The sequence below is a fragment of the Niveibacterium terrae genome (assembly GCF_048213115.1).
Classification (GTDB): domain Bacteria; phylum Pseudomonadota; class Gammaproteobacteria; order Burkholderiales; family Rhodocyclaceae; genus Niveibacterium; species Niveibacterium terrae.
Genome location: NZ_CP172404.1, coordinates 2204993 through 2221048, shown reverse-complemented (window position 1 = coordinate 2221048; position 16056 = coordinate 2204993). Strand labels below are relative to the sequence as shown.

The window sequence follows — 16056 nt, the reverse complement described above, 5'->3', positions numbered from 1 at the left end:
TCAGTTCGTCCGGTTGCGCAGAGAAATCGTCAGGAATACCGGAGCGTAAAGCCTGCGATCGCTGGCCGTTACCTGGGTTCCGCTGCAGTCGTAATACTTCTGCGCCTTGCTGCTGAGATTGTCGTTTTCGCTACGGGAGATCATGCAGAGGCGAACCGCGCTGACCGTGTTCCAGTTTGTCACGTCGGTGGATTTGACATATTTATTTGGCTGCGTGTCGCTGTCCGTATCGATTCCGTAGAGAAGCTTTAAATCCATGATGCCGTCGGCGATTTCCTCTTCCGTCATCGTCGAGCCGCGCAGGATCTTGCGCATCAGAAGGTGCCGTTCTCCGTTCTGGGCGACATAAAAGTAGGTCGTTTCCAGGGCATACACTTCGGCGCTTGTGTCGAACTTCTTGGCAAGCTCGGCCGAGCTGTTCGATGCGGTGGTGTGCTCCAGCGTGGTTACGCTACCCGCTGTTTCCACGGAGGTAAGCTTGAAGGACGATGCGGCTGAGCAGTCGGCGATCACGACACTGTCGCCTGCTTTGAAATCCGAGGTCTTGTTGAGCTTGACCTCACTGCTCTTGTCTGTCATCGCTTCGCTGAGGCGATGCGATTCGGCGTTGCCGAACTGGATGCGGAGCGCGTCGGTTCCCGAAACCCGGTTGGTCAGCGTCGCAATGCTCTCAGTGCCGCCATAGCCTTTGATGGCACCGGTGTAATGCGTGTCGTCAACCGTTCCACTGATCAGATCGGCGGGTTGGTGGTTGAGCGTTGAGTTGCAGCCGAAATAGCCCGCCATCCGGATGTCGCGCGACATGACCTGAGTGCCGAAACGGAAACCTTCCTGGTAGCGGGACAGCGCATCGCCGATCCGGGAGGTGTTCTTGGTCATCGCAAAGACGGCGATCGCGACGCCGGAGATCAGCAGTCCGACGACCATCGCGACCATCAATTCGACGAGGGTGAAACCGTGGTTTCGGATGCGATGACTGATCATGGTTGAAATACCATCACGAAGCGTTGAGTGTCGGTCGAGTCGGTCGCTCGGCCGCCGTTCTTTTTATCGCGCCAGAAGATCTTGACCACGACCTTGCTGCCGCCCGCACAGGCCGGGGCGGCAATGGTGCCGTCGTCGGGCGAGTCGTCCTGGCAGACGATTCCTATCCCTCCCGGTAGCGACTTGGCGATCCACTGCCGCCAGGAGTAGGCGTCATCTTCGGCGAGTTTGACCGTCGTACAGGCTGCAGGGGTCGCTGCCGCGCCAAAGCCGCCTGCCGAGCAGGACTGCGAAGCCGGCGCGGTGTCTGTCGCGTTCAGTTTCGACAGATAAGTCCCCGCGGTGAAGGCGGACTTGTTCGCCCTCATCCTCTCCGCAATGTCCTGAGCCTGGACGGCGGCGAGCGAGTGATAGACAGACTCTTTCTCGCGGCTCAGGGTTTTGATGATCAGTCCGGCCATGCCGAGCAGTGCGAATGAGATCAGCAGCATCGAGACCAGGTTTTCGAGCAGGATCATGCCCTTGGCTCGGTTCAGGTATTTGTTCTGCGCAGCGGCTTTCATTGCGAACTTTCGTTCTTCGGAATCGGGTTTCATGGGCAACTCGTCGAAGAGGAAGCGGCAGAGCGGATGTTGCCGCTCATCTGGATGCTGACATCAAACGAGGCGAGACCGTTGCCGCAAACTTTGATTGCTCCGTACCGGGGGAACTCCCCGTTCGGGGTGGCCTTGATCAGGAAGGGGGTGCTTGCGACATCGGAAGCCGTGCCGGTGATCGTGATGTTCTTCTCCGGCGCCCGCTGGCGAAGGATTGTTTCTGAATCATCCTTGTCGTCGCCCCGATCGGCATCGGCAAAGACGATCCAGCCTTTCGACCAGTCTGCCGTTCCGCCACAGCTGGTCGGTGTGCTTCCGCTAAGTACGTCGGCGGGACAGACGATGATGTTTTTGCCTGTCCTCACCGCTTCGCTGCGCGCATAGGCGAGATCCGCCTGCAGGCTCATGTTGGTGCCGGCTACCCGGTTGATCAGGATCGTGTTTCTCAGGTTGGGCAGCGCGAAAGCGGCGACGATCGCTCCGATGGCGATAGTGACCAGCAGTTCGATCAGCGTGAAACCGAGCTCGTCGCGCAGACGCTCTTGCGCCATGGTGTGTCCTCCCTTGTGCTGGGGGCGATTTTCATGGGCAGTTCGGGGCGGGGCTATGCATTTCAGATGAACGGAGGACTCGCGGGGATGAGCGGTGTTTTCCTCGTCTTTGCTGATTTCGATCTTTCGTTCTGGCTGAACGTTGAGCTCGATGTGGCGCGGAAGCCGCACTGGTGCCGTTGCGGCGAGGCGATCGGCAGAGGGTGCAGCCTGCGGGGGGGGGGGCTGAAAAAATGTTTTTGAAACTTCTGTAAATTTTAAGTCGACCTTTGATCTCTTTGCTAAAAGAGTTGGAGCCTTGTCGCGCAGCCAAGGCGGCACCTGACTGAAGCTGCGCGTGATGAATTTGTTTGAAATCACATTTTCTATTTGTCTGTCGTGTCTGCTTCTGCGTGAGACTGTTTTTCTGCGTTCATCGCATTTGCGCGGCCTTTCGTCGGATGGGTTCTCTTGTGGATGGCGCAGCCAGCGTTTTGTCACTAAACATTCAGAGAGTGTGAGCGGCTCTGCTCACCGGAGACGATGGGGGCTGCATGATGACGGGGCAAAAGGGCTGGCCGGGTTTGAACCATGGCTTTACGCTGATCGAGGTAATGATCGTCCTTGCGATCGTGGCGATCCTGTCGGCGATTGCGCTGCCGAGCTATTCGGACTATGTGCTGCGCAGCAAGCTCCCCGAAGCCTTCAGCACGCTGTCGGATTTGCGGATCAAGCTCGAACAGTACTACCAGGACAACAGTCGCTATGCCGATGCGGCGGCCGGAACGACCTGTGGCATCGCGATGCCGACCGGCAAGTACTTCACCTATACCTGTGCCGCGGTCGATGACGGCGGCACACAGACCTACACGCTGACCGCGACCGGCAAGGACTCGGTTTCCGGTTTCACCTATAAGGTGACCGATACGAATGCGAAGTCGACGACGGCAACTTCCTGGGGAATAACGAGCGATAGCTGTTGGATCGCCAAAAAGGGCGGAGAGTGCTACTGATGAAGACTCTTGCGCGGGGCTTCTCGTTGATCGAGTTGATGACGGTGATCGTGATCCTTTCGATTGCCACGACGATGGCGATGCCGGCTTTCGTGCAGTGGACGCGCAATGTCAAGGTCAGGACGGTCGCCGAATCGGTGCAGAACGGACTGCGCTTCGCGAAGATGGAGGCGGCGAAACGCAATGCCAACGTCGAGTTGAGGTTTACCTCGGCGGCGACTCCGGGCTGCGCATCAACGGCCGAGACAAGTGGGCGCAACTGGGTTGTCTGTGCGGGAAGTGCGGCTTTGCGTGCCGGTTATGGTGACGCAGGAGGCGCGGGAGTTGACATCAGTTCAGACTTTGCCAGCGTGACTTTCAATGGTCTGGGGCGAACGACGCTTGCAAACTCGGGGCAGATCAATATCAGCAACGCGAGCGGCAAATGCGAAACCGATGGCGGCGATGTGCGCTGTCTGCGCATCCTCGTTTCAACGGGGGGAAAGCTGAGAATGTGCGATCCGAAAAGAGGCTCGGGAGATCCGGCTGGATGCGGAGAATGATCATGATCAGGAAGAATTGTGCCATTCGCCAAACCGGTGTTGTTCTGCTCGAAGCCCTGGTTGCGGTGTTCATCTTTTCATTCGGGATTCTCGGGCTGGTCGGTATGTATGCGGCGTCGATCAAGAACTCGACCGAAGCGAAGTTCCGTACCGATGCAGCCTTTCTGGTTGACTCTCTGGTTGCGCAAATGCAGGTGTCCGACGAGGTTGGGCGCAAAACGAGTTTTGCCTCTCCTGATGGCGACGCTTTCAAGAAGTGGCGCGACGATCGCGTCTACGCGGTGTTGCCAGGGGCAAAGATCACCGGGGCTGAGCCTTCCGTCGTATTCGGAACCGCGAATTCGAGTGAGGTGACGATAACCCTGAAGTGGCAGGCGAAGAACGATTCGGCGATTCGCAAGTATGTTGTGACATCGATTCTGGATTCGAAATGATGGATAAGTCATTGCGATGCGTGCAGCGGGGGGCGTCCCTCGTCGATCTGCTGGTGGGCATGGCGGTTGCGCTGGTGACCGTGCTCGCGATTACGCAGGTTATGGTGGCCAGCGAAGCGTACAAACGGACAACGACCGGCGGGGACGATGCACAACAGAACGGCGCCTATTCGGGCTTGATGCTGGAGCGCTACATTCGGATGGGAGGATCGAACTTTGCGACGATCTCCAACGCGTTCGGTTGCCCGCTCAATGTCTACCGCAGTGGTGCGCTGGTGATGGGGACGGACGCGGAGGGCAGCAATGCAAGCTCGTCCTATCCGGAGCCTTTCAAGACGGTGATCGATTTCAATCTTCTGCTCTCGCCGGTCATCGTCAAGCAGGGGGACGCCATCGACACGATCATCGTGATGTCCGGCCAGCATCCGTCGATCGCCAAGGCTTTGTCGCCGACGTTGATCGGCAGCGGAAGTCTGAGCAAGGTCGCCTTCGCCTCCAAAATGGGGATCAATGAAATAACCGATTCAGCGAGCGTTACGCAGCACGATCTGCTGCTGGGGGTCGATCAGGATCGGGTGGCGGGTTCGGCGAGCTGCGATATCGCCGAAGCGGTCAGCATTGAAGACAAGGAATACACCGAGAATGGCGTCAAGGTGATCTATTCGACGGTTTCGCTAACGGGAACCGGGATGAAATACACGGGGGCTTCCGCCTTCAATTCCTATACGAAGAGTTCCCTGGTCGCCGATCTGGGGCCGAGCCCCCACTTTCTGGCGTTCACTGTGGGGAGTGATGGTGTGAGCAGCGATGCCTTGCTCAGCTACGACATGCTGGCCAATTCGATGCAGAGCCTCTCCGATGGCGTCGTGGCGCTCAAGGCGCTATATGGAGTGGCCGATTCTGCGACAAATCCTGTCGTCTCGTCCTGGGTCAAACCGGAAGGGGACTGGGCTGCGGGCAACCTGGTGGCCGATACGATTTTGAGAATGAGGGCATTGCGTCTGGCGGTTGTGGCGAGGAATTCACAGCGCGAGAAGACGGAAGTCTCGCCCGAGAAGCTGACGCTGTTTTCCGATGCGGCCTCGATCGAGATTACGGTGCCCGATCGTTATTACCGCTACAAGGTATTCGATTTAACGATTCCCTTGCGGCAGATGACGAACATGACGCGAAACTGAAGACTTCGCAACGGAAGAATTGGGTGAATCATGCGCAGTTATAGAAGCCAGAGCGGCATCGTGTTGATCTTTGCGTTGATGGCGATCGTGCTGTTGGCGCTGTCCGCTGTTGCGCTGATGGGCTCGGTCGATACCGCGAACATCACGGCCGGGAACATGGCCTTCAAGCTGCGGACCGTGATGGCCGCGGAATACGGAGTCAGTGCAGCTATGGGGAAGTTTGATTCGACGAGCTCGCCGGCTGGGGCTCTGTCGGGGGCGACGAGTGCGAATTCGGATAGCGCGGACAATTGCTATCGGTCGACCGGCTTCAATGGCAAGGCTGCAGATGCGACGGATGGTTCTGATCTGCGTGGCATTCCCAACATCCTGCTGACTGCGAGCTCCTTTGATGCGAAATACCCGAAATGTCAGATGACGACGACGACGGGGGAGACGGTTCGCTATGTGATCGACAGGCGTTGCTCGGCGAGCGGAGCGCCGACCGAAACGAACTGCAATGTCGCGTCGGTTTCGACGACAGCGCAAACGGATTCAGACAAACACACCGGTAGTGAGGCCGTGCCTCTGCTGCGCGTGACCGCTCGGGTTGATGGTGCGCGGAGCACGGTCAGCTATGTGCAGGTGATCTTCCGCCCCTGAGGCTGTCCGGCTTTGAGGTCAAAGTGATTCTAGGAGAATGATCATGCGACTGTTGTCCTTGCTGATCAGATTTGTGCGCGTAGAGCTTGTGTTTCTGGCTGCCGCCTTGGGCATGACTTCCGCGCCCCCGGCTTTCGCGGCGGCAACAGACCTTTCCGATCAGCCAATGTTCGTGACGAACAATGTTCCTCCGAACATGATGCTGACCTTGTCGGTCGAGTGGCCGACCGGCGTAGTCGCAGCCTATAGCGATAATGTCAGCACCGTGACCGGCCTTGAATGTCCAGGGCGTCCGAGCACCGGAGTTGGCGCCTGCTATTTCGAGAGCCGGCGCTATATCGGCTACTTTGATCCCGAGCGCTGCTATGTTTATAAGTCGGATACCTCAACAGATCCGAACAAGCCAATCGCTCCGGGGGGCGCTCGCAGCTCGACCGCGGTCCTTACCGAGTATTTCAAGCCGAGTGCGGTTGGCTCCGGAACGAGCAGGCACAGATGCTCGAGCGCGTTCAGTGGAAATTTCCTGAACTGGGCAACGATGCATGCGCTGGATGAGTTTCGATTTGCGCTGACCGGCGGGGATCGGGTGATCGATACGTCGACGCAGACTGTAGTCGAAAAGACCCGGCATGTCGGAACCGGCGGTCATGACCAGTTTCCTGTCAAATGGATCAGCAACTCCAGTATTTCCGCCGGCGGTTCGTCTATCCCCGCGGTCGGAGTGAGCAGTGTCACTCCATTTACTTGGTCCAATCTCTATGTCCGCGTGACCAACGGCGGAACCGAACTGAATCCCTGGAGCGATACCAATACCCGTGGTCGGGTGATGCAGATCTCAAACAGCAGTAGTTTTCCCGCCACGTCGGGTACGAACTATACGTACACCTATCTTGTTCGCGTCGAGGTTTGCAACGCTTCTGCGCCGGGGGGTCTCGAATACTCGGCCGATGGGGATTACATGCCTTGTACGGATTACGGGCTAGTAAGAACCGGTTCTGGCGATGTTGAGGACTACAAGCCGACCGGTTTGATTCAGAAGAATGCCAGTCGGATGCGCTATGGCGTGTCGGCGTACCAGTTCGATACGACGCAGACTCACCCCAAGGGCGTGCTCAGGGCGAGGTTGAAATCTGTGGGGCCAACCCTCGCGGTTCCCAGTGGAGCCGCTCCGAGCAATTCCAATGCTGAATGGGATGCCTATGGCGTTTATGTCGCCAATCCGGATTCTGCGGATGCGGCAGCAAGCGCTCATGGCGTGGTGCAGAGCGGTGTCATCAACTATCTGAACAAGTTTGGCAAGGCGAACGGCTATGTGAGCTACGATACGCTGAGCGAACTCTACTACGCAGGACTGCGGGCTCTGCGCAATCTTGGGCCGGCCGCGGGCTATGTTTCGGGCCTGACCACGGCGATGTATGACGGCTTTCCCATCATCACGACACCCGTCGATGAATCGAACGAGGAGTCGAGCCGGCCCTTGCGTCCGGTTCAGTACTCCTGCCAGCGGAGCAACTTTGTCGGCATCGCAGATACCAACACCCACACCGATGTCGATATTCCAGGGAACACGCTCGCCGGGTATTCTGGGCACCCGATGGGCGGAGCCATAACGGACGATCCGGATAATCTCAATGCCAAAAAGCTAACCGATCTGGTCGGTAAGCGCGAAGGCTATTCAGCTACTTTTCTCGGATCGTATTCGCCGGGGAGGTCCGCTTCTTTTCATGTTGCCGGGCTCGCCTATTGGGCGAACACGAACGACATCCTGATCGATAACCCGGACAAGCCCTGGACGCTGGGCAAGCAGACCGCTCAGACTTTCTGGATGGATGTTCGTGAGTCGGGAGGACAGGGCAAAGTCAATAACCAAATGTGGCTCGCGGCAAAGTATGGCGGTTTTGATGACATCAACGCGAACGGCATTCCAGCGAGTGACTCGACCTGGCACACGAATAGCGATGCATTCACCGATGCAGTCACGAGCACGATGGGGGTGACCAATGGCGGCAAGCGGCCGGATAACTATTTCACCGGGGATCGGCCGGATACGATGATCTCATCGCTGAAGTCGATCTTTACAGCCGTTCTTTCCAAGAGCCTGTCTTCGGCCGGCGCATCGCTCAGTTCGATCAACTTTCAGTCAACCAGCGCGGGAGCCTATACGGTCAAGTACAATTCCAAGGACTGGAGTGGCGATGTGCTCGGCAATACGATTACGGTCGATTCGAGCGGAACCCCTCTCGTGAGCAATGTCTGGAGCGCGCAGGCCAAGCTCGATGGTCAGGCGACGGACAGTGCATTCTGGAATACCGGGCGGCTTATTGCGACGACGAATCCGGCTCTGACGACCGCAATCAAGGGGGTGCCTTTCCGGCTCGACAGTCTGAGTTCGGTTCAGAAAAACTATCTGGGGGCGACGGCGACCGACCAGCTGAAAATGCTCAACTATCTGCGTGGCGACAAGAGCAACGAGGGCACTCTCTATCGAATTCGTCCTCACCTGCTCGGGGATATCGTTTCTTCCGAAGCGACTGTCGTGGCGGGTCCCGATGCAACATACAAGGATGCCTACAATCCGGGCTATTCGACCTTCACGAGAATTGCGCGCGCACCGCGTGTCTATGTTGGCGCCAACGATGGAATGCTTCACGCGTTCAGCGGCGACGTCAGTGCGACTCAAGTCGACGGAGGAATGGAAAAGTGGGCGTACATCCCGAGCTTTGTGCTCCGGGGGCCGTCGACAACGGCAACGCCATCGGTTGATGGCCTTGCTGCGCGTTCGGCTCTGGGGGGATTCATCCACAAATACTACGTCGATCAGACTCCCTATGTCCGGGATGTCGACTTCTCGCGCACTCTGGGGGCAACGCCATCCGCGGGCGGCGACTGGCATTCAATTCTGGTCGGCGGCCTTGGTAAAGGCGGAAGGGGCTACTTTGCAATCGATGTGACCCAGCCTTCCGCTATCACGTCCGAGGCGACGCTGGCCGGAAAAGTGCTTTGGGAATTTTCCGATGAAGACATGGGGTTTTCCTTTGGACGTCCGGTTATCGCAAAGACCAAGCGTGATGGTTGGGTCGTAATTCTCTCATCGGGTTACAACAATGTGGATGGTTCCGATGCGACCCACCGTGGCAAGGGCTTCCTGTATGTCCTGAATGCGAAAACCGGGGCTCTGATTGAGAAAATTTCAACCGGAGCGGGGAGCGCGGATTCCCCGAGTGGATTTGCCCACCCGGCCGCCTTCATCCAGGATTCGGCTGACTTCACGCTCGACTATGTCTATGGGGGGGATCTGCTCGGGAACGTCTGGCGCTTCGATCTGACCGCCTCTTCGGGTTCTTACCCTTCGCCGCTCAAGTTTGCGACGCTCGCGGATTCGTCAGGAACAGCTCAGCCGGTCACTGTGGAACCGCGCATTGAAATTGGCGACAACGCGAAGGATCGCTGGGTATTCATCGGAACCGGGAAACTGCTCGCCAGTTCGGATCTGGTGACGGCGAATCAGCAGAGCTTCTATGCCTTCCGCGATGGGTCGCGCACCCGGGCCTACGGCCCTTCGCCGGCTGCCAGCAATCAATCCAGCCTTCCAACGAATGGTTCATTCCCGATCACGCGTTCCCAGATGGTCAAGAACACTAATCTTCTGCTCGGCTATGCGAAGGATCTGAATTATCCGATGGGCTGGTACTACGAGTTGATCTCTTCCTCCGAGAAGATCACTTCGTCCATCGTCGCCAACGAAGGCGTCGTTTCCTGGACTGCCTATCTGCCCAGTACCGATGTATGCTCTCCCGGCGCTGCAAGCAAGACCTACGCTGCCGAGTACGATACCGGGAAATCGCGGATCACGATCGACAATGTGACGGTCGAGTATCTGTCGTCGAGCAGCTATCTGGTCAAGGTTCAGTTCGTCAAGGATGCATCGGGCAAGATTCGCGCAATCCTGACGACCGGGGATCCGACCGCCGCGGGAGGGCAGATTCAGGCTCTGTCCGGCAGCTTCGGGCGTAATTATGGCAAGGGTGTTCGCGTCAACTGGCGCGAGATCCTGAACTAGGCCTCTGTCTTGCCTGTGTGTCTCTTCGGAAAAAGGCGGTTGGCCGCCGCCTTTGCCTTGTCCTTCGCGATCCATGGTGCTCTGCTGCTGACTTGCCGGGCTGTAGGGGGAGGGGGGCTGGGCGCATTGGGGCGGGGAGGCGTTTCCGTCAAGCTTGTCCCCCTTGACCGCGGCAAAGGGACTCCTGCTCCCGTTTTTGCCGGTAATAGTCGGACTGTTCCGTCGCCTTCGTCTCAAATCGAGCCGGAACAGGAGGAGGCTCAGATCCGGGATCAAACCGCAGAGCAGGGAACTGGGGCTGAGCTTGCCGAGGGGCCTTACTTCCTCGAAGAGCTGACGATGTCCGATGCCGATGCCGAGCGCCTGAGGGAGCTGGGTGACATCGATCTTGCCATCCTCGTCTCCCGGGATGGCAAGGTGAGCGGGATAGAGGTGCTGAGGCCCGCGCTGGGCGCGATGGACTACGGCTGGCTGGCGGCAGTGATGACCCGCGCGAAGATAGCACCGGGGAAAGTCGATGGAGTATCGGTTGCTTGTCGCTGGCTGATCAGGATTTCTGCGCCTGAACGTGCGGATGCGGTGACAGGCTGAGCGCGTTCTACCGGCGCGTTGCGCTTGCCGGTAGAATTGGCGGATGAACATTCTTGCGATCGAATCGTCCACCGAAACCGTCTCCGTTGCATTGCTGACAGGGGATGCGCTGGTGGAGTGGGAAGGGACGGCCGAGCAGGTCCGGCGTCAGGGCAATCTGCTCGGAGTCGCCGACGAGCTCTGCCGTGGGCTCGAAGAGGGGGTGAAGAGCCTCGACTGCATCGCTTTTGGTCGTGGCCCGGGTGCGTTCACCGGCCTCAGGACCGCTTGCTCTCTTTCCCTGGGTCTCGCCGAGGCGCTTGCTCTTCCGGTGGTGACGGTCTGTTCGTTGCGCGCGGTCGCGTTGCAGGTCGAGGCTGTACGTATTTGCGTGCTGCTCGACGCGCGGATGAGTCAGCTCTACTGGACTCTCTTCGAACGAGACTCTACTGGGCTCCGTCAGATTGCCCCGGTTCTCTGCTCCGCACCCGGAGACATCGTTCTCCCGGGAGCGGGCTGGGTTCTTGCCGGGAGCGGTTGCGTCGTGGCCGGCGATCTCGTGCGGAGCAAAAACCCCGGGGCCTGCGACGCCACGTTGGCCGATTGCCTGCCCCGCGCGGCAACGCTGGCGAAGGAAGCTGAGCGCGAATGCCGCGAAGGCCGTGGCCTGGATAGAGCCCAGGTCGAACTGAGCTATGTCCGCGACAATGTGGCTTTGACCATTCGCGAGCGTCTCGCGCAAAAGGCATCCTCATGACCCGGATGCGTCCCATGCGCAGCGAGGATCTCGAATGGGTGGCGCGCAGTGAGCGCGAGATCCGCGAATTCGCCTGGGGCGAGATTCAGTTTGCCGACTCGCTCGCTGCGGGCCATCTGTGCCGGATCCTCGAAGACGGACAGAAGGCGCTCGGCTATGCGGTCGTGATGCAGGTGCTCGATGAAGCGCATCTGCTCAACATCGGGATCGCCCGTGCCGAACAACGCAAAGGGCTCGGGGCCTTCTTTCTCGAACAGCTTTGCGAGCAGATGGCGCAGAGCGGCGCGGCGAGCTTCTTTCTGGAGGTGGCGGTCGGCAATGCGCCGGCCCTGCGGCTCTATCAGCGTCTGGGCTTCGAGACGATAGGTCGGCGCAAGGCCTATTATCCGGCCACCGGCGGTGGGCGCGAGGATGCCTTGGTGATGAAGCGGGATCTCTCCGGATGTTGAACCGCCGTACAGCCGACGCTTTGGGAATCGGTCCGGTCTGGCGTCTGCGTCAGGATCAGGAAGAGGCGGCCGAACCCGTCCTGCTTGCCGAATCTGTTCCGTCTCCCGCGCCAATGGCGCCCGAGCCCCTTCCGCTGTCCCGTGTTCTTCAGACCCTGCCTGGCGCGCCCGCCCACACCGAGCCGTCACCGGTCGTGCCGCCTGCGCGCCCGCTCGCCGGGACAGCGTGCGCGCAGATGGGCTGGGGCGAGCTTGAGGCGGGTGTGCGGGAGTGCCGTCAGTGCCGCCTCTGTGCGCAGCGCAAGCAGGCCGTCTTCGGTGTCGGTGATGTCGGTGCGGACTGGCTCTTCGTCGGTGAAGGTCCGGGGGCGGACGAGGACGAGCAGGGCGAGCCTTTCGTTGGCCGGGCGGGGAAGCTGCTTGACCAGATGCTGGCGTCACTGGGGCTTGCTCGCGGCAGCGGCGTTTACATCGCAAATGTGGTCAAGTGCCGGCCGCCGAACAACCGCACTCCTGAAGCGGACGAGACCGCGGCCTGCTTCCCCTGGCTCTCTCGCCAGATCGAGCTGATCGCCCCGCGCTTGATCGTCGCTCTGGGCCGGCCCGCGGCGCAGACTCTGCTGGGTCAGGAAGTCAGGATTGGCGCAGCCCGCGGCAAGCTTCACCACTACGGCAAGATTCCGCTCGTCGTGACCTATCACCCCGCCTATTTGCTGAGAAATCCCTCAGACAAGGCCAAGTCCTGGGCCGACCTGTGCTTCGCGCGACGGATCCAGCGGGAAGGAAAAACGGAACTCTGAACGCTGCGATCAGCAGATGCGGTCGTCGAGCTGAGCTACCGCATCGTGTTCGCGCTGATTGGTTTCGTGACGGCGCTTGACCAGGTACATCGCCCCGGCAAGGAAGAGGCCGAACAACGCGATGATCGCGTGGATCGAGAGTCCGCCCCAGATCAGTAGCGCATAGAGTCCAGTCATCGCGAGGATGCTCAGGTTTTCGTTGAAGTTCTGGACCGCGATCGAGTGGCCCGCGCCCATCAAGATGTGGCCGCGATGCTGCAGCAGCGCGTTCATCGGTACGACGAAGAAACCGGCCAGCGCTCCGACCGCGATCATCAGACCCATTGCCACGTGGGTGTCGTGGACAAAGATCATCACGTTGACGACAAGGCCCATCACGATGCCCAGCGCGATCACGCGCACCGACTTGCGCAGCGAGATCAGCCTGGCCGCCAGAACCGAGCCGACGGCGACGCCGACCGCGACGACCCCCTGAACCATTGAAGCTTTCGAGAGATCCAGGCTCAGGTTCGCTTCGGCCCACTTGATCACGATGAATTGCAGCGTGGCGCTGGCGCCCCAGAACAGGGTCGTCACCGACAGCGAGATCTGGCCAAGCTTGTCGCGCCAGAGCAGTTTCAGGCAATGCTCGAACTCGCGCAGCAGATAGGCCGTGTTGTTGTGCAGCGGCTTGTGATCGACTCCGGTGTCGGGAATCTTCAGATTGAGCAGCGCTGCGGCGAGATAGAAGAGACCGATCACCGCGATGGCCACTTCAGCGGGAGTCTTCAGCAGAGGAAGATTCAAGGTGAGCACGGGCTCGGTGACCCCGGGCTGGATCAGCGCTCCGCCGATCAGCGTTCCGAACACGATCGCGGCGACCGTCAGGCCCTCTATCCAGCCGTTGGCGACGACCAGCAGGCGGTGAGGCAGCAGCTCGGTCAGGATGCCGTACTTCGCTGGCGAGTAGGCCGCTGCGCCGAGACCGACGACTGCGTAGGCAGCCAGAGGGTGCAGGCCGGAGAACATCATCGCGCAGCCGAGCACCTTGATCGCATTGCTGAAGAGCATGACGCGCCACTTGGGCATCGAATCGGCGAAAGCGCCGACGAAAGGTGCCAGCACCACATACGAGACCGTGAAGAACATCTTCAGCAAGGGCTCGAAAGCGTCCGGTGCCTGCATGTCGCGCAGGATTGCGATGGCCCCGATCAGCAGGGCACTATCGGCAAGCGCAGAAAAAAACTGCGCCGCCATGATGATGTAGAAACCAGGTGTCATCCTGCACTTATTCCAAGACCCCAAGGGGATCCGGCTTTATAACACGAACGACCGCACAGACCGAATCGCGGCTCCCCATGTCGTTCATCTGGGTGCATCGCTGGCAGGGGAGGACGTTTTGTGATGCAATCGGGCATTGCATGATTACGGGCTCAGCGCCGATTGGCGCGCTTTGCGAGCGATCCCCTGTTCCGTCATTCCGGCGGGAGGGTGACTTGCAGCCTCTGTGGAGTTTTTTATGGCAACCATGGCTGATCGACGGCTCCAGGTCTTCCTGGCCGTAGCCAAGCACCGTTCTTTCACTCGCGCCGCCGAAACGCTGTATATGACGCAGCCGGCGGTGACCTTCCAGATCAAACAGCTGGAAGAGCACCTGAGTACCCGTCTGCTCGACCGCGGCTACGGCAAGGTCACGCTGACTCCGGCCGGGGAGATCGTGCTCGCCTACGCCGAACGCATCCTGGGCATGAGCGCGGAGATGGAAGACGAAGTTGCCGGCCTGACCCAGGATCCGAATGGCGTCGTGACCATAGGCGTTTCGCCGACGATCGCAACTTATTGGCTCCCTTCGCTGCTTGAGGGTTTCAAACACTTCTACCCGAAAGTCGTGCCCCGGGTCTTCGGTGGCAACTCGGAGTGGGTCGAGACGCGAGTGGCGGCCAAGGAGCTCGATCTGGGGCTGGTCGAAACGGCTAGCGACGAGCCCAACCTCGAATGCCATGAGGTGGGCCGCGACGAGATCCTCGCGATCGTGCAGCCGGGGCACTCGCTGTCACGCCATGTGCGGGTTCGCGCCGAGGACCTGATCGGGCTGCCCTTCATCGACCGTGAACCGGGCGCTGCGATCCGCGAACAGGCCGAAAATTTCTTTCGGGCTGGGGGCTTCCCATCCGAAAATCTGGAAGTGACTGCCGAGCTGGGCAGTTTGACGACGATCAAGCATCTGGTTCGTCAGGGGGTCGGGTTCGCAATTGCTGCCCGCGCCTCGATCGAGAAGGAAGTGCGCGACGGCCGGCTGGTGTCAATCCCGCTTGAGCCGCCGCTCTATGAAACCCTGAGCGTTCTGTTGCCGAAAGACAAGTTCCGTTCGCGGGTGGTGTCAACTTTTGCCGACTTCGCGATCGAACACTTGAAGCGGCAAGCAGGGAGCGAACGCGATGCCTAGGCCTATTGCGGCGACAGTCGATGTCGCCGCATTTCGTCACAATTACCTGGTGGCGAAACGTTATGCCGGAGAGGCTCCGGCTTTTGCAGTGATCAAATCCAACGCTTACGGTCACGGTTTGCTGCGCTGTGCCGAGGCGATCGCCGACTGCGCCGACGGTTATGCGATGCTCGATTTCGCGGAAGCTGCGGCGCTGCGCGAAGCCGGGATCCGTCAGCCCATCGTCCTGCTCGAAGGTGGTTTCGAGGCGGGCGACGCGGCGGAGGCGTCCCGGCTGGGCCTGACCCTGGCGGTCCATGAGCCGGGACAGATCCGTATGCTCGAGCTCGACAAGGTCGAACGGCCGGTCGATGTATTCCTGAAACTCAATACCGGAATGAACCGGCTGGGTTTTCGCCCCGATCAGGCTGCGGCCCAGTTCGCGCGCCTGCGAGCCTGCCCGAATGTCGGACGCATCACGCTGATGACGCACTTTGCGCGCGCCGACGACGACGTCGGTATCCGCGAGGCGCTCGGACGCTTCGATTCGGCGGCGGTTCCGGCTGACATGCCGCATTGCGTTGCGAACTCGGCGGCGCTGATCCGTTTTCCTGAAGCGGTGCGCAGCGGCGGCGTGCGGCCGGGCATCATCCTCTACGGCTGCTCGCCGATGCCGGCAAGCCACTCGGCCGAATCGCTGGGCCTGAAGCCGGTCATGCACCTGCAGAGCCGGATCATCGACGTTCAGCAAGTGCCCGCCGGCGAGACTGTTGGCTACGGCGGACGCTTCACCGCGATTCGCTCAACCCGGGTTGGCATCGTTGCCTGCGGCTATGCGGACGGATATCCGCGCCATGCGGAGAGCGGCACGCCGATACTCGTCGATGGCCGGCGAACCGGCACACTGGGGCGCGTGTCGATGGACATGCTTGCCTGCGACCTGACCGATCTTCCAGAAGCCGGGATCGGTTCCGAAGTCGTGTTGTGGGGCAGAGGGATGCCCGCGGACGAGGTAGCCGGCGCAGCCGGCACAATCAGCTACGAGATGCTCTGCGCTCTGGCGGCGCGAGTTCCGGTCAGCGTGCTCGGAGCCTGAG

General features: G+C 59.9%; 16 protein-coding genes. 12 read left to right on the top strand and 4 right to left on the bottom strand.

Annotation, left to right across the window (positions count from 1 at the left end; translation table 11 throughout):
- From ACHFB9_RS10260 to ACHFB9_RS10250, 3 genes are read right to left on the bottom strand one after another with little or no spacing between them, the layout of a single operon-like run.
- A complete protein-coding gene (locus ACHFB9_RS10260; RefSeq protein WP_417066925.1) occupies positions 1-984 on the bottom strand; it encodes a PilW family protein in 984 nt (327 codons plus the stop codon).
- Positions 981-1580: a type IV pilus modification protein PilV gene (gene pilV, locus ACHFB9_RS10255; protein WP_417066923.1), complete on the bottom strand. Its 600-nt coding sequence runs from the start codon at positions 1578-1580 to the stop codon at positions 981-983. The genes ACHFB9_RS10260 and pilV overlap by 4 nt, the downstream gene beginning before the upstream one ends.
- Positions 1577-2611 (bottom strand): GspH/FimT family pseudopilin, encoded by a 1035-nt coding sequence (locus tag ACHFB9_RS10250; protein WP_417066921.1) that lies wholly within the window; start codon positions 2609-2611, stop codon positions 1577-1579. The genes pilV and ACHFB9_RS10250 overlap by 4 nt, the downstream gene beginning before the upstream one ends.
- Positions 2612-2664: 53 nt before the next feature.
- Between ACHFB9_RS10250 and ACHFB9_RS10245 the strand changes: the two genes are divergently transcribed.
- The 10 genes from ACHFB9_RS10245 (at position 2665) to ACHFB9_RS10200 (ending at position 12555) form a co-directional block, all read left to right on the top strand.
- A complete protein-coding gene (locus tag ACHFB9_RS10245; RefSeq protein WP_417066920.1) occupies positions 2665-3123 on the top strand; it encodes a type IV pilin protein in 459 nt (152 codons plus the stop codon).
- Positions 3123-3665: a GspH/FimT family pseudopilin gene (locus ACHFB9_RS10240; protein WP_417066919.1), complete on the top strand. Its 543-nt coding sequence runs from the start codon at positions 3123-3125 to the stop codon at positions 3663-3665. The genes ACHFB9_RS10245 and ACHFB9_RS10240 overlap by 1 nt, the downstream gene beginning before the upstream one ends.
- Positions 3666-3667: 2 nt before the next feature.
- Positions 3668-4099, top strand: coding sequence for a type IV pilus modification PilV family protein (locus ACHFB9_RS10235; RefSeq protein ID WP_417066918.1), 432 nt, complete (start codon positions 3668-3670; stop codon positions 4097-4099).
- Positions 4033-5277: a PilW family protein gene (locus ACHFB9_RS10230; protein ID WP_417066917.1), complete on the top strand. Its 1245-nt coding sequence runs from the start codon at positions 4033-4035 to the stop codon at positions 5275-5277. The genes ACHFB9_RS10235 and ACHFB9_RS10230 overlap by 67 nt, the downstream gene beginning before the upstream one ends.
- Positions 5278-5307: 30 nt before the next feature.
- Positions 5308-5919 (top strand): pilus assembly PilX family protein, encoded by a 612-nt coding sequence (locus ACHFB9_RS10225; protein ID WP_417066915.1) that lies wholly within the window; start codon positions 5308-5310, stop codon positions 5917-5919.
- Positions 5920-5962: 43 nt separating this feature from the next.
- A complete protein-coding gene (locus ACHFB9_RS10220) occupies positions 5963-9979 on the top strand; it encodes a pilus assembly protein (RefSeq protein WP_417066914.1) in 4017 nt (1338 codons plus the stop codon).
- Between the two features lie 339 nt (positions 9980-10318).
- Positions 10319-10570, top strand: a complete 252-nt coding sequence (locus tag ACHFB9_RS10215; protein WP_417066913.1) for a hypothetical protein — start codon at positions 10319-10321, stop codon at positions 10568-10570.
- A 43-nt stretch (positions 10571-10613) separates the two neighbouring features.
- Entirely contained in the window at positions 10614-11306 is a 693-nt protein-coding gene (gene tsaB / locus ACHFB9_RS10210; RefSeq protein ID WP_417066911.1) for a tRNA (adenosine(37)-N6)-threonylcarbamoyltransferase complex dimerization subunit type 1 TsaB, read from the top strand.
- A complete protein-coding gene (gene rimI / locus ACHFB9_RS10205) occupies positions 11303-11755 on the top strand; it encodes a ribosomal protein S18-alanine N-acetyltransferase (protein WP_417066909.1) in 453 nt (150 codons plus the stop codon). Before tsaB ends, rimI begins: the two co-directional genes overlap by 4 nt.
- Positions 11749-12555, top strand: coding sequence for a uracil-DNA glycosylase (locus ACHFB9_RS10200; protein ID WP_417066908.1), 807 nt, complete (start codon positions 11749-11751; stop codon positions 12553-12555). The genes rimI and ACHFB9_RS10200 overlap by 7 nt, the downstream gene beginning before the upstream one ends.
- Positions 12556-12564: 9 nt before the next feature.
- Here the strand turns inward: ACHFB9_RS10200 and lplT are convergent, their stop codons facing one another.
- Complete coding sequence (gene lplT, locus ACHFB9_RS10195; RefSeq protein WP_417066906.1) at positions 12565-13815, bottom strand: lysophospholipid transporter LplT; 1251 nt, start codon at positions 13813-13815, stop codon at positions 12565-12567.
- A gap of 238 nt (positions 13816-14053) precedes the next feature.
- Between lplT and ACHFB9_RS10190 the strand changes: the two genes are divergently transcribed.
- Both ACHFB9_RS10190 and alr read left to right on the top strand, forming a co-directional pair.
- Positions 14054-14980, top strand: a complete 927-nt coding sequence (locus ACHFB9_RS10190) for a LysR family transcriptional regulator (protein ID WP_417066904.1) — start codon at positions 14054-14056, stop codon at positions 14978-14980.
- A complete protein-coding gene (gene alr, locus ACHFB9_RS10185; protein ID WP_417066902.1) occupies positions 14973-16055 on the top strand; it encodes an alanine racemase in 1083 nt (360 codons plus the stop codon). The genes ACHFB9_RS10190 and alr overlap by 8 nt, the downstream gene beginning before the upstream one ends.
- Position 16056: the final 1 nt, after the last annotated feature.